This window comes from Paraburkholderia caledonica, assembly GCF_000383275.1.
In the GTDB taxonomy this organism is placed as follows: domain Bacteria; phylum Pseudomonadota; class Gammaproteobacteria; order Burkholderiales; family Burkholderiaceae; genus Paraburkholderia; species Paraburkholderia caledonica.
Genome location: NZ_KB911042.1, coordinates 195,181 through 213,553 on the forward strand (window position 1 = coordinate 195,181; position 18,373 = coordinate 213,553).

General features: G+C 61.4%; 14 protein-coding genes. 10 read left to right on the plus strand and 4 right to left on the minus strand.

Going from position 1 to position 18,373, the window contains the following annotated elements:
* The first annotated feature begins 12 nt into the window (after window positions 1-12).
* From H281_RS0124545 to H281_RS0124565, 5 genes are all read left to right on the plus strand, one after another.
* Entirely contained in the window at window positions 13-2,247 is a 2,235-nt protein-coding gene (locus H281_RS0124545) for a polysaccharide biosynthesis tyrosine autokinase (RefSeq protein WP_020069783.1), read from the plus strand.
* Between the two features lie 98 nt (window positions 2,248-2,345).
* Entirely contained in the window at window positions 2,346-3,464 is a 1,119-nt protein-coding gene (gene gmd / locus H281_RS0124550; protein ID WP_020069784.1) for a GDP-mannose 4,6-dehydratase, read from the plus strand.
* Between the two features lie 5 nt (window positions 3,465-3,469).
* Window positions 3,470-4,426 carry a GDP-L-fucose synthase family protein gene (locus tag H281_RS0124555; RefSeq protein ID WP_020069785.1) on the plus strand — a complete coding sequence of 319 codons (957 nt, stop codon included), beginning with the start codon at window positions 3,470-3,472 and terminating at the stop codon, window positions 4,424-4,426.
* A gap of 25 nt (window positions 4,427-4,451) precedes the next feature.
* On the plus strand, window positions 4,452-5,594 hold the full coding sequence (locus tag H281_RS0124560; protein WP_020069786.1) for a glycosyltransferase family 4 protein: 1,143 nt from the start codon (window positions 4,452-4,454) through the stop codon (window positions 5,592-5,594).
* Window positions 5,595-5,657: 63 nt separating this feature from the next.
* Entirely contained in the window at window positions 5,658-6,989 is a 1,332-nt protein-coding gene (locus tag H281_RS0124565) for a glycosyltransferase WbuB (protein ID WP_020069787.1), read from the plus strand.
* A 31-nt stretch (window positions 6,990-7,020) separates the two neighbouring features.
* On the opposite strand, the gene H281_RS0124570 is transcribed toward H281_RS0124565, so the two are convergent.
* Entirely contained in the window at window positions 7,021-7,515 is a 495-nt protein-coding gene (locus H281_RS0124570) for a hypothetical protein (protein ID WP_027804911.1), read from the minus strand.
* Window positions 7,516-7,698: 183 nt separating this feature from the next.
* On the opposite strand from H281_RS0124570, the gene H281_RS0124575 reads away from it, so the two are divergent.
* Complete coding sequence (locus tag H281_RS0124575) at window positions 7,699-8,313, plus strand: LbetaH domain-containing protein (protein WP_020069789.1); 615 nt, start codon at window positions 7,699-7,701, stop codon at window positions 8,311-8,313.
* A gap of 169 nt (window positions 8,314-8,482) precedes the next feature.
* Entirely contained in the window at window positions 8,483-10,216 is a 1,734-nt protein-coding gene (locus tag H281_RS0124580) for an FAD-dependent oxidoreductase (RefSeq protein WP_020069790.1), read from the plus strand.
* Window positions 10,217-10,314: 98 nt separating this feature from the next.
* Here H281_RS0124580 and H281_RS0124585 read toward each other — a convergent pair whose 3' ends face one another.
* Both H281_RS0124585 and H281_RS0124590 read right to left on the minus strand, forming a co-directional pair.
* Window positions 10,315-11,532 carry a glycosyltransferase gene (locus H281_RS0124585; RefSeq protein WP_020069791.1) on the minus strand — a complete coding sequence of 406 codons (1,218 nt, stop codon included), beginning with the start codon at window positions 11,530-11,532 and terminating at the stop codon, window positions 10,315-10,317.
* Window positions 11,529-12,971 carry a hypothetical protein gene (locus tag H281_RS0124590; RefSeq protein ID WP_020069792.1) on the minus strand — a complete coding sequence of 481 codons (1,443 nt, stop codon included), beginning with the start codon at window positions 12,969-12,971 and terminating at the stop codon, window positions 11,529-11,531. The genes H281_RS0124585 and H281_RS0124590 overlap by 4 nt, the downstream gene beginning before the upstream one ends.
* A gap of 278 nt (window positions 12,972-13,249) precedes the next feature.
* Between H281_RS0124590 and H281_RS0124595 the strand changes: the two genes are divergently transcribed.
* On the plus strand, window positions 13,250-14,398 hold the full coding sequence (locus H281_RS0124595) for an acyltransferase family protein (protein ID WP_020069793.1): 1,149 nt from the start codon (window positions 13,250-13,252) through the stop codon (window positions 14,396-14,398).
* Between the two features lie 60 nt (window positions 14,399-14,458).
* Here H281_RS0124595 and H281_RS0124600 read toward each other — a convergent pair whose 3' ends face one another.
* Entirely contained in the window at window positions 14,459-15,661 is a 1,203-nt protein-coding gene (locus H281_RS0124600; protein WP_020069794.1) for a glycosyltransferase, read from the minus strand.
* Between the two features lie 371 nt (window positions 15,662-16,032).
* Between H281_RS0124600 and H281_RS0124605 the strand changes: the two genes are divergently transcribed.
* Together H281_RS0124605 and H281_RS0124610 are read left to right on the plus strand one after the other, a co-directional pair.
* On the plus strand, window positions 16,033-17,286 hold the full coding sequence (locus H281_RS0124605; RefSeq protein WP_020069795.1) for an oligosaccharide flippase family protein: 1,254 nt from the start codon (window positions 16,033-16,035) through the stop codon (window positions 17,284-17,286).
* Window positions 17,286-18,359 carry a glycosyltransferase gene (locus H281_RS0124610; RefSeq protein ID WP_033379665.1) on the plus strand — a complete coding sequence of 358 codons (1,074 nt, stop codon included), beginning with the start codon at window positions 17,286-17,288 and terminating at the stop codon, window positions 18,357-18,359. Before H281_RS0124605 ends, H281_RS0124610 begins: the two co-directional genes overlap by 1 nt.
* The last annotated feature ends 14 nt before the right edge of the window (window positions 18,360-18,373 follow it).

Genomic DNA, 18,373 nt, shown 5'->3' on the forward strand with positions numbered 1-18,373 from the left:
TGGGTGACCAAAATGGCAATCAATTTCGAAAACCGCTACACCGACGTGTCCGGACCGGACGAGCTTCATCTGTCGGACTATCTCCGCACGATCGTGCGGGGCTGGCGCACCATTGCTATGGTGACGCTGATCGCGCTCGCGCTGGGGTGCGCGTACGCTTTCCTGGCCCCGCCAACGTATCGAGCGGATGTGTTGTTTCACGTCGAGGACAAGACGGCGAATGCCAACGCGAACGGCAAGGACTCCTTGCCGCCGCTCACGGGGATGTTCGATACCAAGCCGTCGACCGCGGCCGAAATCGAGCTGCTCAAATCGCGTCTCGTGACCGAGGAGACCGTTAAGAAACTGCATCTCGACATCACCGCTACGCCGCGCTATATGCCGGTTATCGGCAGCCTGATTGCCGGGCTCGTGAACGGGCAGTGGGGCTTTAAACTGCCGCAGTTCATCAATCTGTCCGGCTACGCGTGGGGCAATGAAAGTATCGCGGTGTCGCGTTTCGACACGTCGAAAGAGATGTACGACACGACGTTCACGCTGATCGCCGGCAACGACCGTTCGTATGTGCTGCGCGACAAGAACGGCATTGCGATTCTGTCTGGCCACGTTGGCGAAACGGTTGAAACCGACACGGCGGACGGTCCGATCGCCCTGCGTGTCGATTCGCTGACTGGCGCGCCGGGCTCGCAGTTCGAGTTGTCGCGTGCATCGACGTTGAGCACGGTTGATCGTTTGCAGAAAGCGCTCGTCGTGCAGGAAACCACGCTGCAGTCCGGCGTGATCCGCGCGAGTCTCGAAGGCGGCGACAGCGCGTTGACCGCGGCGATCGTCAACAGCATGGCGCGTGAATTCGTGCGCCAGGACGTTGCGAGCCGTTCGACGGAAGCCGAGCACATGCTCGCATTCCTCGATCAGCAATTGCCGGGCTTGCGCAAGGAGCTGGACGACGCCGAACAGCGCTACAACAAGTTCCGCAACACGCACGGTACGGTGGATCTTGGCGAAGAGAGCCGCTTGCTGCTTCAGCAGATCGTCGACAACAAGACCAAGCTGCTGGACCTGCAAACGCAACGTGCGGAGATGTCGCAACGCTTTACTGCGAACCACCCGGCGGTCGCTTCGCTGGATGCGCAAATCGCAGCACTGCAGGGCGCGCAGACCAATATGAACCGCAGCGTATCGGTGATGCCTGACACGGAGCAGACCGCGTTGCGTCTGTTGCGTGATGTGCATGTCAATACCGAGCTCTACACGAACCTGCTCAATAGCGCGCAACAACTGCGCGTGGCGAAGGCTGGTCAGGTCGGCAACGTGCGGGTGGTCGATTTCGCCGAGGCGCCGGATGAGCCGGTCCGTCCGAAGCGCGTGATCGCAATCCTGATCGCGCTTGGCGGCGGCCTCGTGCTCGGCATCATGCTGACCTTCTTCAAGCGCGCGATGTACGGCGGCGTGGAGCGTCCTGACGAGCTCGAAGCGGTGCTGGGCGTCCCGGTGTTCGCCGTGGTGCCGCGCAGCCAGACGCAGTTGCGGTTGCAGGAAAACGTCATGTTGCGCCGTCGCGGCTTGCATGTTCTCGCCCAGCAGGCACCGGAAGATATCGCCGTCGAAGGCGTGCGGAATCTGCGTACGTCGCTGCAGCTTTCACTCGACCACGCTCCGAATAACGTGGTGATGATCACGGGTTCGCGGCCCGACGCGGGCAAGTCGTTCCTGTCGGTGAATCTGGCGGCACTGGTGGCGTCGGCGAACAAACGCGTGCTGGTTATCGACGGCGACATGCGGCGCGGTGACGTGCACTCGCATTTCGGCATCGCGCATCAACCCGGTTTGTCGGATGTACTGAGCGGCGGCGATCTCGCGTCGATGATCCAGCGTGACGTGCTGCCGGGTCTGGACGTGCTGGCGAAGGGCACGCTGCCGTCGCATCCGTCCGAACTGCTGATGAGTTCGCGCTTCGAGTCGATGCTCGAAGAACTGAAAGCGCGTTACGACCTGGTGATCATCGACACGCCGCCGGTTCTCGCGGTGACCGATTCGACGCTGATCGGCAAGCATGCGGGTACGACACTGCTGGTGGTGCGCCATGGCCGTCATCCGGTGAATGAAATTGCGGAGACCGCCAAGCGTCTTCGTAATGGAGGCGTCGGACTCAGAGGTGTATTGCTGACTGATGTGCCGCAGGAAGGAGCATTCCTCGGTTCGGGTTATCAGGGCGGCTATTACGGATACGACAGTATAGCGGGTTGAAAAGACAGTATCGCGGGTTGAAAGACAGTATTACAGGTTGAAAATCGGGGCTGAGTTTTCTCGCCACAAGTACTAAAAAGTTCAAAAGGGGAAGCTTCATGAAACGCAAGGTCGCGCTGATCACGGGGATCACGGGGCAGGACGGGTCGTATCTTGCCGAGCTGTTGCTCGCTAAGGATTACGAAGTTCACGGCATCAAACGCCGCTCGTCGCTATTCAACACAGATCGAATCGATCACCTGTATCGCGATCCACACGATCCGGAACAGCGGCTCTTTCTGCATCATGCGGATTTGACGGATTCCACCAGTATTCTGCGCGTGATTCAACGCGTGGAGCCGGACGAGATTTACAACCTGGCGGCGCAAAGTCACGTTGCAGTATCGTTTGAAGAGCCGGAATACACGGCTAACGCGGACGGTCTCGGCACGCTGCGTATTCTCGAGGCTATCCGCATCCTGGGACTCCAGAACAAGACGCGCTTTTATCAGGCGTCGACTTCGGAACTGTATGGCCTCGTGCAACAGGTGCCGCAATCGGAGACCACGCCGTTCTATCCGCGCAGCCCTTATGCAGTGGCGAAGATGTTCGCGTACTGGACGACCGTCAACTATCGCGAGGCCTACGGCCTTTATGCATGCAACGGGATCCTGTTCAATCACGAATCGCCCGTACGCGGCGAGACCTTCGTGACGCGCAAGATCACGCGTGCCATTGCACGTATCGCGGTCGGCATGCAGAAAACGCTGTATCTCGGCAATCTTTCCGCGTTGCGCGACTGGGGCCATGCGCGCGACTACGTCGAGATGCAATGGCGCATGCTCCAACAGGAGCGGCCGGAGGATTACGTCATCGCCACTGGTGTGCAGTACAGCGTGCGTCAGTTCGTTCAGCACGCAGCCGCCGAACTGGGCGTTACCGTGCGTTTCGAAGGCAGCGGTGTCGAGGAAATCGGCATTGTCGAGAAGGTGGAAGGGCGCGAAACCAGAATGTCGCCGGGCGACGTGATCGTGCGCGTCGATCCGCGCTACTTCCGTCCAGCGGAAGTGGAGACGCTGCTCGGCGATCCGTCCAAGGCGCATGCGCAGCTCGGATGGCAGCCGACCACGTCGTTCGCTTCGCTCGTCAAGGAGATGGTTCGCTCCGACTTTCAGATTGCACGTCGTGACGCGCTCGTCACGCTCGCCGGTTTCACGGCGCTCGAACATCACGAGTGACTGCGATGAACAAACATTCACGCATTTTCGTCGCGGGGCACCGCGGCATGGTCGGCTCTGCGCTGGTCAGACGGCTCGCTGCCGCGGGCTATACCAACGTGATTACCCGGTCGCGCGTCGAACTCGATCTCACGGATCAGGCAGCCGTGAACCGCTTCTTCCAGGCGGAGAAGATCGATATCGTGCTGCTGGCCGCGGCGCGCGTGGGCGGCATTCTTGCCAACGCGTCGCGGCCGGGCGAGTTCATCTATGAAAACCTGGTGATCGAAACCAACGTGATTCACGCGGCGTATCGCGCACAGGTGGAACGGCTCGTCTTCTTCGGATCGTCGTGCATTTATCCGAAGCAGTGTCCGCAGCCGATTCGCGAGGAATATCTGTTGACCTCGTCGCTCGAGCCGACCAACGACGCGTACGCGATTGCGAAGATCGCGGGCGTGAAGTTGTGCGAGGCGTACAACTGCGAATACAACACGCAATACGTGTCGTTGATGCCGACCAATCTGTATGGCCCGAACGACAACTACGACCTGAACAGCAGTCACGTGTTGCCCGCGCTGTTGCGCAAGGCGCATGAAGCGAAGCTGAACGGAGCGGACACGTTGACGGTGTGGGGCTCGGGCACTCCGCGCCGCGAGTTCCTTCATGTCGACGATCTGGCAGCGGCCACGTTGTTCGTGCTTGAAAACAACGTGACCGAAGGTCTCTTCAACGTGGGCGTCGGCGAAGATTTGTCGATTCGCGAGCTGGCGGAGTGCATTTGCAAGGTGGTGGGTTTCGAAGGCGAACTGGTGTTCGATGCATCGAAGCCGGATGGCACGCCGCGCAAGCTGCTCGACGTCTCGCGTCTTGCGAAGATGGGCTGGCGCTCGACGATCGGACTCGAGCAGGGAATCGCGTCGACGTATCGGGACTTCGTCGAATCGTATACCGGGTCGGCGACTACGGCTGCCATGCAATGACGCCTTGTCGAGGAGCTGCATAAAAATGTCTGCATCAGTCACCATCTTCCACAACGTCGTATGGTCGCGTCACAAAGGTGTCGTCTTTTCTGCGTTGCATAATATTTCGGCATCCGGAGCAATTCGGTATTCGATGGTCCAGATCGCCGATACCGAGCACGACCGCATCGGCTTCTCCGATGTCGATTATTCGTACCATCGGTATCCGATGCAAAAGCTGTTCGACGGCTGCTACGAAGACGTGCCGACAATCAAGATGATCGCCCGGCTCACATGGGAGGTGCTGAAGGCCAAGTCCGATCTGATCGTGCTTCCCGGCTATCACCGTCCGGAATATTGGGCGATGCTTGCGGCGTGCATCGTGACGGGCAAGCGGCGCGCGGTGTTTTGCGATTCGACAGCGCGGGATCGGCCGAAGAAGCTCATTACGTCGATTCCAAAGCGCGTGTTCTTTTCGCTGTGCGACGGCTATTTCGGGTTTGGGGAGCGCAGCCGCGATTATCTGCTGTCGCTCGGCGCGAAGCGGGAGAAGATTTTCGTGCCGTGCCAGGCGGCCGCGTTGCCGGGCTCGTTTTCTCCGGAACGCGCGTTAGTGGAGCGCGTCGCCGCACGTGCCGGCAATCCCCCGGTTTTTCTGTACGTGGGACGTCTGTCGGAAGAGAAGGGCATCGGCACGCTGATCGAAGCGTTCGCCGGCCTGCGCAAGCGAATTCCTGCAGCTCAGTTACGCATTGTCGGCACGGGGCCGATGGCCGACGCTTTGCACGCGAAGGTCGCGGACCTGCGACTGACCGGCGCGGTGACTTTCGCCGGCAGTCTGCAGGACGAGCCGCTCACGCGGGAGTACTACGGCGCGACGTGCATGGTGTTGCCGAGCTATAGCGAGCCGTGGGGCCTCGTGGTGAACGAGGCGCTCGCGCACGGTTGTCCGGCAGTGGTCAGCGAAAGCTGCGGCTGCGTGCCGGAACTCGTCGTCGATGGAGTGAGCGGCTATTCGTTTACCGCCGGCGACGTTGCCGGATTGCAGCGCACGCTCCTGAAGGCGATGGAGGCTTTCGCCGATGCGAGCCGCACCGCTCACCGGTGCATGGATGTAATTCGTCGTTTCGATCCGCCTTCTGCAGCCGCCAATATTGCCCGGGGCTGTGCGCTGATGCTGAGCGATTGACGGGCGTCGCGGCGTCGCCGCGAGGTCGGGCATAGCAGCCTTAAACACGTTCAGACACGCACAATGAAGATCCTGATCTACGGCCTCAATTACGCGCCCGAACTCACGGGGACTGGCAAGTACACGGCAGAAATGGCCGCGCTGCTTGCGAGCCGGGGGCACGACGTCCGCGTGGTATGCGCTCCGCCTTACTACCCGGATTGGCGAGTTTCCTCGGGGTACACATCGTGGCGCTATCGTCGGGAAGAGCGCGACGGTGTCACGGTATGGCGCGCGCCGCTATGGGTGCCTTCACGCCCGAGCGGCGTGAAGCGGATGATTCATCTGGCCAGCTTCGCGGCAACCTCTTTGCCGTTGCTCGCGTTGCAGGCCTTCTGGCGCCCCGATGCAGTACTGTTGATCGCACCGACCTTGATGTGCGCCCCCGCGACGATCGCGCTCGCTAAGGTCGCCCGCGCGAGCGCGTGGCTGCACATTCAGGACTATGAAGTCGACGCCGCCTTTGAACTCGGCCTGCTCAAAGGTTCGCGTGCCGCGCGGATCGCACGCTGGATCGAGAGCCAGTTATTGCGCCGCTTCGATGCAGTGTCGTCCATCACGCGGCAAATGAGCGCGCGTGCGTCGACGAAAGGCGTCGAGCCTTCGAAGGTGGTGTGCCTGCCCAACTGGGTCGACGTGTCAGCGGTGTTTCCGCTGTCGCGGCCGAGCGAGTATCGAAGCCTGCTCAACATATCCGACGAGCAGAAGGTCGTTCTGTACTCGGGCAACATGGGCGCGAAGCAGGGTATCGAGACGCTTGCGGAAGCAGCGGCCTCGCTCGCGTTTCGCCCCGACGTCACGTTCGTTTTCTGCGGTAGCGGCGCCGCCAGAGAGAACCTCGTCAAGCGCTGCGCCGCGTTGCCGAACTGCATCTTTCTTCCGCTGCAGCCGGTGGAGCGCCTGAACGAACTGCTCAATCTCGCGGACATTCACGTGCTGCCGCAACGCGCCGATGCGGCCGACCTCGTGATGCCGTCGAAGCTGACCGGCATGCTCGCGAGCGGTCGCGCGACGATTGCGATGGCACGGCGCGGCACGGCGCTTCACGAGGCGGTGCATTCGCGTGGCGTAGTGGTGCCGCCGGATAACGTGAAGGCGCTGGTCGCCGCTATCACTGCACTCGCAAACGACTCGCAGCGGCGGGCTGCGCTCGGCCGCGCCGGGCGTGACTATGCGGAGAGCACGCTGTCGCCGGATTCGACGATTAGTACGTTCGAAGAACGCGTTGGAATGCTGTGCCGCGCGGCAGGAAGAAGGCGTGCGAAAGCGAGCAAGACGTATTTCGACGCAAGGCCTTCAGCGGTGGCGGTGCCGCACGCAAAGCCGGCTACTACGGAGGATGCCGCGCCGGACTGAACCGGCATGCGGCCTTCTCATGAATGCGCGATCACCACGGCGACCGGTAGACGGAGCGCTTACCCGTTGCGTACGGGTCGGTGTAGGCGGCCTTGGCCGCGCCTTCGGGCAGCAGCTTGTCCGCCGCGCGTTGGCCGGGGGCCGCGTCGGCCACCCGCAACTGGCCGTTGGCTGCGGCAGGCGCCTTGCGCTTGCCCGCGGCGCCCTGCTGACCGGCTTGCTCGCCTCCGATAACAGTCATGCGTTGCTCGTCCATCAACGCCGCGCGGCGTGCGTCGTCGATATTGCCGCCTCGTGCATCGGCGGCGCCGTATCCGTCGGGCGCGCCGAGCAGCTTCTGCTCCCGCTTGCGCTGCACTGCGCGGCGATCGATGGGAGCTTGCTGGGGCGCGCCATAGCCGGTCGGCGCGGTGGCGGTCATTGCCGGTGCTCGCGCGGGCGCGGCGTTCTGGGCGAGCGCGGGTCCTGCGCACGCGGCGGCAAGGACGAGCATGCAGGTGGCAGTACGTTGAAGCAAGGTGGTCATTGTGGTCCCCGGGTTAATACAGTTGTGGTGAAGATATCGTGCGCCAGAATCCATGCACGTAGCCGCCAAAACGCTTGCCTGGACCGACACGTTTGAACGTACCTTGGCGGCCAATGCCACTCTCAGCAAACTAATCAGTATGCCTGTGTATATACGCAGGAAAGCAAGGTGTGGAGGAAGATGATGGGCAACATTGCTGACGATCCGCGGCTCGCATGTGCGCCGCAAGCAGAAAGCGGCGCCGCCGAGCGCCGCGTCATCGACCTGAGTCTCGCCGGCAAGGGGAATTACCGCGCGGGGCGCAGTGCGCTCGTAGAGCTCATCTGGTTCTTCGTGGAAGCGTGCGTGATCAACAACAAGCTGCTGCCGTTCTCATTCGTGCGAGTGGCTTTGCTGCGCCTCTTCGGTGCAAAGATTGGTACAGGGTGCCGTTTCGTGCATCCATTGCGCGTGAAGGCGCCATGGAATCTCGAGGTCGGTGACAAGTGCTGGTTTGGCGTCGACGTATGGATCTACAACCAGGCTCTGATACGCATCGGCTCGAATGTGTGCATCTCTCAAGGGACGTTCCTCACGGCCGGCTCGCATGACATGAGCACCACGATGGACCTGCGGGTGGCGCCTATTGTGATCGAGGACGGCGTGTGGATCACGTCGAAATGCGTCGTGCAAATGGGCGTGACGATCGGCCGCTCGGCAGTCGTCACGCCGCTGTCGGTCGTACATCGTTCGCTTGAAGCCGAGGGCGTGTATGGCGGAAATCCGTGCCGTTTTTTACGGAAGAGGTTTCTTTCGTGACCTGAAGCACAGAAGTAAAACCGCAGCGTTTATACGCTGAGGAGACCGACGTGGTGGCAACCGGAGAAAAGGCACATCCGGTCACGGCATATGGGCGCGTTGCTCGCGAGCCGCTCGCTTGCGAGCCAGCGACGCCCCACAAACATTATGAAGAATACGGGAGCTGCGGATGTTCATCGATACTCGCAATGTCGAGCAAAACACGGTCATTGAAACGACGGTTTGCATCATCGGGGGAGGGGTCGCGGGCATCACGCTCGCTCGCGAAATGTCGCGGATTGGCGTGGATACCTGCATGCTTGAAAGCGGCGGCCTAGTTCCCGACGAGGAGACACGCGACCTCTATCGCGGCGAGAACGCCGGGCTGCCGTACCGGTTCGCGGACGGCTCGCGCAGCCGCTATCTTGGCGGCAGCAGCAACTGCTGGGGCGGCTGGTGCCGCCCGCTCGATCCGTGGGACTTCGAGAAGCGCGACTGGATTCCGCATAGCGGCTGGCCGTTCGGTCTGGACGAGCTCGCGCCATACTATGCGCGCACGCACGATCTGCTGAAGCTCGGCCCCCAAACCTTCGATCCCGCCTACTGGGAGCGCGAGATCGGCCGCCCGGACGTGCGCCGCATCCCGCTAGGTACCGGCGATATGCGCGACACTGTCGCTCAGTTCAGCCCTCCGGTGCGCTTCGGCAAGGTGTATCGCGAGGAACTGTCGCGCTCTACGCGTGTGCGCGTGTTTCTGTACGCGAACGTCCTGAACATCGACGCGGATGCGCAAGGCACGACGATCACACGAGTGCAGGTCGGCACGCTCAGCGGCCGCAGGATGACCGTGAAGGCGCGTATCTTCGTGCTGGCCACGGGCGGAATCGAGAACGCGCGCCTGCTGCTTGCTTCGAACAACGTGCAGGCGGCGGGACTCGGCAACGCGAACGATCTGGTGGGACGCTACTTCATGGATCACCCGCGCATGATGTCGGGGAAAGTGCGTTTCCTGCCGGGCGTTGCGCGCAACAAGCTGTATGACATCAAGTACCACTACCAGAACCCGGCTGTCTCGGCACACGGAACGAAGATCTCTTCTCAGTTCGCGCCGAGACCGGAGATGATGGAGCGCGAAAAACTGCTCAATTCTCGCGTGTGGCTTTATTCGCGGTGGTACGGCGAAGGCAGTGCGGGCTCCGAGGCGCTGATCCGCTGCAAGGAAGCGCTGATGCACAAGGACCAGCCGGGGCGCAGCCTGAAGGCGGACATTGCGACGATGGCGGCGCACCCTCTGCATACGGTGGGATATGGCTTGACGCGGCTGCTACAGTGGCCCGCGCTGATCACCGACGTCACGCTGCAGGCAATCGTCGAGGCGGTGCCCGATCCGGACAGCCGCGTCACACTGAGCGCCGATAAACGCGATCAGTTCGGCATGCCGCGCGTGAAGGTCGACTGGCGCCTCGGCGACCAGGTAAAGCGCACCTTCGACAAAACGTTCGACGCGCTCGCGAAGGAACTGCGGCTCGCACGCGTCGCCGAAGTCCAGCTCGATGCGCCGCTCGAAGGCAGGGCCTGGCCGCAAAAACTGGAAGGGACGTGGCATCACATGGGCACGACGCGCATGCATGATTCGCCGCGCGAGGGCGTGGTCGATCGCGATTGCAAGGTACACGGCATCAGCAATCTTTACATTGGCGGCAGTTCGGTGTTCCCGACTGTCGGCGCGAACTTCCCGACCATTACGATCGCCGCACTGTCGTTGCGGCTCGCCGGCCACCTGGCCCGGCAGCTCGACGTTCCGAACATCGTCGGCAATACGCGCGCCGAAGCGGCCAATAGCGGTGTTACGCCGGCGCAGTCGCCGGTAGAGACGCTGCCGATCGCGGCCTCGACGTTGACGCCGTTGATGAAGGAGCAGTGAACCGGCAGTGCAATGAAAAGGCGACGGCGCGGTGAACGCGGCGTCGCCAGGAATAAAAAAAGGCGGCGCTTATATAAGCGCCGCCTTTTTTATGGATGTCAGCGAGCCTGCTGAGTGGCTTTGCGAAAAGCGGGGAGCGTGGCCTTCTCTGCTTCGTCGTGGTGACCGCCTCTCGTTTCAAGCAAAGTGGTCAACGCGCTCACCATGGTTTCGATCCTGAAGCGGGCGTTGAATGTGCGCGCGGCTTGCACACGCATCGCTTCACGAGCAGCGTCGTCCAGTTCCAGCCAGCGAACCAGGCTCTTTTCGGTGCCCTCGACGGTGTCCGGTCCGATCAGCCCAGCGCCGTCTTCTTCGATTTCGCGCCACACGTTGACCTTATCGGAGATCAGCGCGGGCAAACCGCAGCCGAGCGCCTCGGCTACCGCGACGCCAAAGTTCTCCTGATGTGACGGCAGCGCGAATACGTCGCTTGCGTGAAAGGCTCCCCACTTCAGATCGCCCTGCAGCATACCCGGCAAGCTCATGCGATGTGCGATCCCAGCAGACTGCGCCTGAGCGCGAAGACTCGCGGCCCAGCCGGTTTCATCCGGGCCGGCGATCACGAGATGTAGCCTCTCGTCACGTTTGGCCACGCGAGCGAATGCGTCGATCAGCAGATCACAGCCTTTTTTCGCGTGCACTCTGCCGAGAAACAGCACGACGCGTTTGCCGCGTGCGCTGGGTACTGCCTGCAAAAACGCTTCGCGTACCGACGCTGCGTCGACCTTGGGCACCGTTGTTCCGAACGGCACGATGCGCTCGCGAGCGCGATAGAGCCAGAACGATTGGCGGGCCCTGGTGCGTTCTTCTTCGGTGGTGAAGATCACAGCGCGCGCGTCACGCAGCACACGATACTCAGCCCACGGCCAGTAGAGCCACTTCTTCAGATGCTTGAGCGGGTACGCTTCTTTGAACCACGGGTCCAGCATGCCGTGCGTGTACACGTAGTACGGCACGCCGCTGTCATGCAGCGCTTTCCATGTCGCAAAGCCATGGTATTGCCACAGGCCGTGCACGACGACGGCGTCGAAGCGCTTCGCATGATTCGCGAGCCACGGCGCGAGATAGGCGCTATAGCTGTAGCGGTTGGTCGTGGGTCCGAACGCATGAACCGGGAACGGAAAAGCCGCGAGGTATGGATCGTCCGGGGCATCGCAGGTGGCAACTTCGACTTCATGACCGGCATCCTGCATGGCCACGCCGCTACGGCGAACGCCTTCAACTGGACCGCCGGCGCGCGGATCGACGCTTGCAAGCACGTGTAGGATTTTCATCGCGCGATATCCGGTCGGTTGGAACCCGGCAGCCGTGCCGTCTGCGACATGCCCAGCGTACTGGCGACATCCGTGCGGCCCATGCCTGGTTGCATCCGGCGCGGCAGGTCAGGCGAGGCGGCGGCCCGCATGCGGCGCGCGGCGCTCATGCGGTTCGCGCGTGCCGGCAGCGCGCGCTGCAAACGCGTGTAAGTGGCAATCATCAAACCGAGTCCAATGCCGAATACGAGCCCCGAAAAGCGCGGCCCAAGTGGATTGCCACCAATAGAGGTGGCCGGCAATGCTGCGAACAGCATGATCGCGCGGCCGAGTATCGGCAGCATGGGTGCATCGGGTACCACCGAGCGCCAGTAGCGATAGGCGAAGAAGCAGAGCGCAAGCGCGCCGAGTGTGGCGAGAGGCATCGCGATACCGAACACGAGCCCGCCCGCGAACAGCTGATAGACCCAGAAGTTGTGGCCCGCAGCCCATTCGTTGATCGCGTAGAAATCCTGCTTGCTGAACTGGCCTGCAAGGTCCGGCAGGTAGTCCGGCGAATAACGGTAGTAGTGCCCGTAGCCCGCACCGAACAACAGCGTTTCCGGCGAAGCGGTGACCTGGTCATACTGGTCACGCATTTCAGCCAGACGCGTGATGGTGGTCGGATCCTTCCCCGAGATGGTTGCTTCCGCCACGAAAATGCGCTGCGTCCAGTGCTCCGCGACATTGGGGACCGCCAATACCGCGATACCCGCCACGCCTGCCAACACCACGACAACCATGAGGCCACGAGCGACGGCACGCCAGATCTGCCGCATCGACGGCGCGCTCAGTGCCATTGCTATCACGAACAGAAGCACCGTACCGACCAGCAGGCTGCGAGTCACGCTCAGCAGTTCGACAATCACGGTGCCGGCAAAGACAGCGATGGTGAACGGCGAATAGCGTTTGGCGACCACGAATTCGTGAAGCAGCACGCCTTGCAGTCCGAGCAAAGTTACGGAGATGATGCGAAAGCGCGCGTCGTCGAGGCCGCCGCTCGTCGCGAGACCATAGACGAAGGTGAACACGAGACTGACTACGTTCGCCGCGAAGAGCGCTTTTTCAAACTGCGCGATTCTTTGCTCGCTCCACGGTCTGCACGCGACAAGATAGCCGAGCAGGAAAAGCATGAACGGCAGCAGCACGCGTAAATAGTTCCCGCCGTCGTTATCCTGGATGAGTTGCGCAACGACACTACCGAATACGCACAACAGCAGGCTCGTGGTGACGATCGTGCGAAGCCGGGAGCGCTCGTGAAAGCGCGGTGCAATGAGCAGGAGGGCGAGCCCCGCTGCCACTGCTGGAGCGACGAATATGAATTGGGCGAAATGGCCCGTGGTCGCGTTGGTGGCCTTGTAGTCCAGCGCAAGCGGTAATAGAAAAATCCATATCCAAGGTGCTGCATACTGATGGCGCATTCTTTTTTCCTCCCCGTCGCCGTTTGCCGTCGTCTAAGCGGACGGTCTCGCGTCGAGTCATTGTGAGCGCAACTTTGTGCTTGCGGATATCGCAAATTGCGGTTCGTCTCCGCCTGCCTGGATTCTGGCGACAGTGGAAAGGGCTATGCCTGCAAGACGCACGCAAGCTCTCCGTTATTGTCGGTGAATGCCTTGATCTTGGCGGTCGCTTGTACCTGCCGACACCGAAGATGCAAAGACGGGGGATGCGACCGAAAAAACGGAAAGGGGAAAACAAAATGAAGCTATTTGGCGGGACGGGACCCGCGAAAGCCGGACGTGCGATCGAACTGGACTTCGTTCGTGGCATCGCAATCATTGCGGTGATGGGCTTTCACTTTCACGCTGTTCATACCGACAATGTACTCCTTCAGATTATCGAGTATCCACTCAAGAACTTTGGACGAGAGGGCGTCAATCTCTTCTTCACATTGAGCGGCTTTCTCGTCGGAGGCCTGCTGCTTCGGCAATACGCTGAAACGGGTCATGTCGACGCGCGCCGCTTTATCGTGCGGCGGATGTTCCGTATCTGGCCCGCGTATTACGTTCTGATTGTTTTCCATGTGCTGGCCGGCCGGCATCCGTGGAATACATTTCTTTTCCAGAACATGACGCATCTGCAGAATTACCTCGGTACTTCGATCACACAGACATGGAGTCTCGCGGTTGAAGAACATTTTTATCTCGTGCTGCCGGCGCTGCTGTTACTTTTCTCACGCTTGCGACTCGGTGCGTGGACCATTATCGGCGTACTGTCGGCAATCTGTGCGGTAACGCTCACAGCGCGTTGCTTTGCGGTGGCGGGCGGCGATCTGCAAGGGGCGTTTGCTTATACCCAGTACCGCATCGACAGCTTGCTGATTGGTGTGATCCTGTCCGCGATCTACTGGATGAAGCCGGGCATCTATCACCAGATCGCTAAGCGCAAGTGGCTGCTGATCGGGAGTGTCGCGCTGCTATGTGCATGGCTCGTATTGGCGACGAGCAACATCGCACTCGACGAAAGCATTGGATACACGATTCAGGCACTCGGTTTTGCCGCGCTGATCGTGCTGGTTCTGGAGTACTCCGGGTCGCTGCGCACGACATGGATTTATCGCGGCGTGGCCTGGGTGGGTCTGTATTCGTACGGAATCTACTTGTGGCACTCTCTCGCGCTCGCTCCCGGCGACATGGTGATTCGCAAGGCCACCGCGCTTGGCTTCGCGCCCAGCGTCATCTGGATCGTTGCGCTCACGGCGCAGTTCGTCATTGCAATCGTGATCGGTTATGTGACTACGCGTGCAATCGAATATCCGTTCCTGCTGATGCGCAACGCGTTGTTTCCGGAAAAGCGCAGCAGCTCGGTGCGCGAGGAAGTGCCTGTGGCCAGCGGGCAGTTGTCGTGAGTAAACGCATGATGTGCGCCGGCGTGACCGGCGGCGCACATCATGCGGATGGCGGTTAAATCACGCCATCTGTTGCAGCAAGGTTTGCTTGAATTCGCCGAGCGTATTCCGCGACAGTAGATTGTCGCGCGACGATGCCGTTGCATGCTCGTGCGGCCACGAAGTCATTGTTTCGGCAATGGCCTTGCCGATCGACGCGGAGCTCAGGTCGCTCAGTATCGGTCCCAGTTCGCAGCGCCTGCTAAACCAGCCAATCAGCCCGTCTTCTGTTGCGATTACCGGCTTGCCGAATCGGTAAGCCTGCACGAGCACGCCGCTCATGCCGTAATGGCCTTTGTAGCCGAGCCATACCGCGTCGCAAGCGGAGAACAGATCGCGCTCCATGTCGATGGAGATAAACGAATCCAGCACGAGCGGCGCGGGCGTCAGACTGCGAACGTGATTGCGCATGAAGTGCCGCGTGACTGGATCCTGTTCGCCTGCAACGATCAGCGTGGGGGCGCTCTCGAGACGCGTCATCGCATGAACGAGTTCGTAGATGCCTTTGCGCTCGGTAATCGCACCGTACACGAGCAGGTAGCGTTGCGCGGGATCGAGCCCGAGCCGCTCGCGCGCGAGTGCAGGGTCTTCCGCGCGTTCATCCGGGAAAGGATCGGCCACATACTCGACCTTTGCACTGTCTTTCGACGTATTGAGCGCCGCCCATTCCGGCAAAGTGGGATCGATGCTCAGCAACGTGCGCAGTCCCGGCGTGCGAACCGCGCGTTTGAACAACTGTGCCTTGATGGCGTTGACGAGCGGACGATCGGGCGCCTTGATGCCGACCTTGTGATGATGAAACGTCGAGCGCATCGTAATGCCGACCCACGGCGTCTTGCCGAACGGCGAGCCGAGAAACGGCAGTCCATTGAAGAAATAATCGGCATAGGGCACGACGACCAGCCGGATCGACTGAGTGCGGCTGAGAATGCGATATGCACGCTGGAAATAGTTGTGAAAGCGCCAGTACTGATTGCGCTCGCGCAAACGGTGAGTGCGGCTTTCGTCCGGATCGACAAAAGCGATCTGCTGATCGGGGCGGTTGGCTGCAGTGATCTGTTTGGCGAGCCGGTGATCTTCGTTGGCGCACTCAGTGACCAGAATGCACGGATAGCCGGCCTCTGCGCAGGCTTGCATCGTCCACTCGGCATACCGCCACCGGTGGCCGGTGAGATTGGGCTCCACGATCAGGACAAAGTCAGGTTCGATCACGTCGGTAGGCATAGTGAAAATAGGCGTGCATGGGTGGACGAATTGCGTCAGCGGGTTCTCCGCAGCGAGCGGAAATGGCCCGAGCCGCGGGCTCTGCCGTGGCGTCAGATGAATAACGGTAGCACTCGCCACCGCATGAAAAACACCTATCTCTCCCGTTGTGTGGGTAAACGTACTACCAGACAAAGGCTTGGGCCGAAGCCGCCTGGTTGATGGCGGTTGACGGCGAATGTCTCGCGGTATGGTCCTGCTTACGGTGATGCATGAACCGTCGCCAGCTTGCTGGCGGGACCCAATTCCAATCAGGCGCCGCGGCGTTCACAGCGAGTCACGACACGCTGGTTAAACCGCTGCAAAGCGCTGCAATTAGACGGAGAACCAGCTTGCGGGCGATCAGGCTTCCCGCGCTCTCGATAGCCAGCAGTTTCGGCGCGAGCGCGGCGACATGGGTGTTATTGCAACAGTTCGCGGTGCGTGGACTGGTGGCCATCAAATTTCTTGCGATCGGCCGGATGCTCGGGCCGGCGGCGATCGGCAGTGTGAGCGTGGCTTTGCTCGCGGTCGCGATTGCCGAGGCGCTATCCGACACGGGACTCGCGCAGGCAGTCATTCAAGGCGAGCACGCACCGACGCGCTCGCAGCTCGGCGCGGTATGGACCACACTAACGGCGCGTGGCTTATTGATTTCGCTGTTACTGGTGGCGCTCGCGCCGTTACTGAGCAGTCAGTTTCATCTCGACGGGTCGCTCGTGCTGATCCAGCTTGCCGCGTTGCTGCCGCTGTTGCGCGGGCTCGCGTCGCCGACCTATTACGTGGTCCAGCGCGAGCGGCGCTTTCAGCATATCGCGGGCGTTGAGGTGGCCGCGGCGTTTGTCGACTGCTCGGTCGGCCTTGCACTCGCTTATTTCGGCGCGGGCGCCGCTTCGGTACTGATCGGCCTCGTCGCCGGCGAATCGCTCAAAAGCGTGCTGACGTGGGCCACCATGACACCCAGGCCGCCGGTGCGCCCGGTGTGGTCCGGCATTGGCCAGTATGTCGGCTTCAGTCGATGGATCTGGGCGAGCAGTGTGATCAACCTGCTGCTCAACCAGTTCGACAAGGTGGTGGTCGGCAAGCTGCTCGGCCCCGCGCAACTCGGCGGCTATCAGATGTCGTCGCGTCTCGCGCAGATGTTGCTGGCCGATGCGGCGATCGCGATGTCGCAATACCTGTTTCCGACTTTTGCCGCGCATCATCGCCGCGATCCCAAGGCGGCGTCGCGCCTCATCAGGGTTTATCTGCTGGCGGCTGCAATCGGGCTCGCTGCGTTTGTCGAGGTGCTGCGGCTGATCGCGGAGCCAATGTTCTCGCTGATTCTCGGCGCGGCCTGGCTGCCCGCGGTGCCGCTCTTCAGAATACTTGTCATCAACATGGCGGTAGGCGCTTTGATCGCGGTGCTCGTTTCGTATTTGCGGGCAATCGGCGATGCAAAAGCGACTGTGCATGCGTCGGCGATTCAGGTCGTGGTGCTGCTGATCAGCGCGCCGCTCGCGGTCCGCTGGTGGGGCGTGACTGGTATCGCATGGTCGATGACACTGGGCCTCGGCTGTGCCGCGGCGTGGATGCTTTATAGAACCTTGAGAGCAAGGACTGCATGATGCGCGTCTTCCATCTCGTACTGGCGCCGCGTTTGTCCGGTGCTGAAGTGCTCGCGAAAGACCTCGCGCTCGATCAGTGCGCCGGCGGCATGGCGGTATGCGTGGGGTCGCTACTGCCTGCGCATGACGACTTCGCTTCGCTGGCGAGCGAGTTGCAGGCGCACGGCGTGCAATGCTGGTTTCCACAGAAACGGCACCACGCGGCACGCAAACTGTGGAATCTGTTCGTCGCGGTGCGGCGGTTCCGCCCAGACGTGATCTTCGCGCATGCGACTATTCCGTCGTTCTACGCGCGTGCGTTGCCGCTGGGCGTGCCTGTCGTCTACGTCATGCATTCCGCGACCAACGATTTCGAGCGCCCGCTGTTTCGGCGCATCGAACATCTTCTGTCGGGGCGCGCGAGCGTCGTGATCGGCGTATCGCAGCAAGGCGTCACGGACTACATCCAGGCAATCGGCGTGCATCCGTCGATGACGGTGGTGCCGAACGGCGTCGATCTAGCCCGCTTCGCATTTACAGACGGCGCGCAGCGAGCTGCAAGTGTTCCGCAGATCGTTCAGATCGGCCGATACGCGTCCGTCAAAAATCAGCTGCTCACGGTGCGCGCTTTCGGGGAAGTGCTCAAACAGATCGACGACGCCCGGCTCGTGCTGTACGGTGTAGTCGAGGACCCCGACTATCAGCGCGCGGTCGTTGCGCTCGCAACAGAACTGGGCATCGCAGAACGTGTCGTGGTCGCCGGGCCGCGCAGCGATGTGGCGACCGTGCTCTCCGAGTCGAACGTTTTCGTCATGCCTTCGCGTTCGGAAGGGCACAGCGTCGCGTTTCTGGAGGCGTTGGCTTCGGGCGTGCCGATCGTCGCGAGCAGGATACCGGCGTTCGCATTCGCCAATGGTTTCCCCGGCGTGCAATTGGTCGATGCCGACAACGTGAGCGTTTACGCCGACGCCATCGTAAAGGCGTTGAGCGAGAAGCGCGTGCAAAGATCGCTTGCAGGGCTCACGCTGAGAGACACGGCCGAGCGATATCGCGCGATCGCGCGACAAGTGTGCCCGGCAGTGTCGGCGCGTTAAACCTCGAGCCGGGT

What these genes read in the sequence shown, in the direction of transcription:
- H281_RS0124545 (WP_020069783.1), top strand. Translation starts at nt 13, where the DNA reads ATGGCAATCAATTTCGAAAACCGCTACACCGACGTGTCCGGACCGGAC.
- gmd (WP_020069784.1), top strand. Translation starts at nt 2,346, where the DNA reads ATGAAACGCAAGGTCGCGCTGATCACGGGGATCACGGGGCAGGACGGG.
- H281_RS0124555 (WP_020069785.1), top strand. Translation starts at nt 3,470, where the DNA reads ATGAACAAACATTCACGCATTTTCGTCGCGGGGCACCGCGGCATGGTC.
- H281_RS0124560 (WP_020069786.1), top strand. Translation starts at nt 4,452, where the DNA reads ATGTCTGCATCAGTCACCATCTTCCACAACGTCGTATGGTCGCGTCAC.
- H281_RS0124565 (WP_020069787.1), top strand. Translation starts at nt 5,658, where the DNA reads ATGAAGATCCTGATCTACGGCCTCAATTACGCGCCCGAACTCACGGGG.
- H281_RS0124570 (WP_027804911.1), bottom strand. Translation starts at nt 7,515, where the DNA reads ATGACCACCTTGCTTCAACGTACTGCCACCTGCATGCTCGTCCTTGCC.
- H281_RS0124575 (WP_020069789.1), top strand. Translation starts at nt 7,699, where the DNA reads ATGGGCAACATTGCTGACGATCCGCGGCTCGCATGTGCGCCGCAAGCA.
- H281_RS0124580 (WP_020069790.1), top strand. Translation starts at nt 8,483, where the DNA reads ATGTTCATCGATACTCGCAATGTCGAGCAAAACACGGTCATTGAAACG.
- H281_RS0124585 (WP_020069791.1), bottom strand. Translation starts at nt 11,532, where the DNA reads ATGAAAATCCTACACGTGCTTGCAAGCGTCGATCCGCGCGCCGGCGGT.
- H281_RS0124590 (WP_020069792.1), bottom strand. Translation starts at nt 12,971, where the DNA reads ATGCGCCATCAGTATGCAGCACCTTGGATATGGATTTTTCTATTACCG.
- H281_RS0124595 (WP_020069793.1), top strand. Translation starts at nt 13,250, where the DNA reads ATGAAGCTATTTGGCGGGACGGGACCCGCGAAAGCCGGACGTGCGATC.
- H281_RS0124600 (WP_020069794.1), bottom strand. Translation starts at nt 15,661, where the DNA reads ATGCCTACCGACGTGATCGAACCTGACTTTGTCCTGATCGTGGAGCCC.
- H281_RS0124610 (WP_033379665.1), top strand. Translation starts at nt 17,286, where the DNA reads ATGCGCGTCTTCCATCTCGTACTGGCGCCGCGTTTGTCCGGTGCTGAA.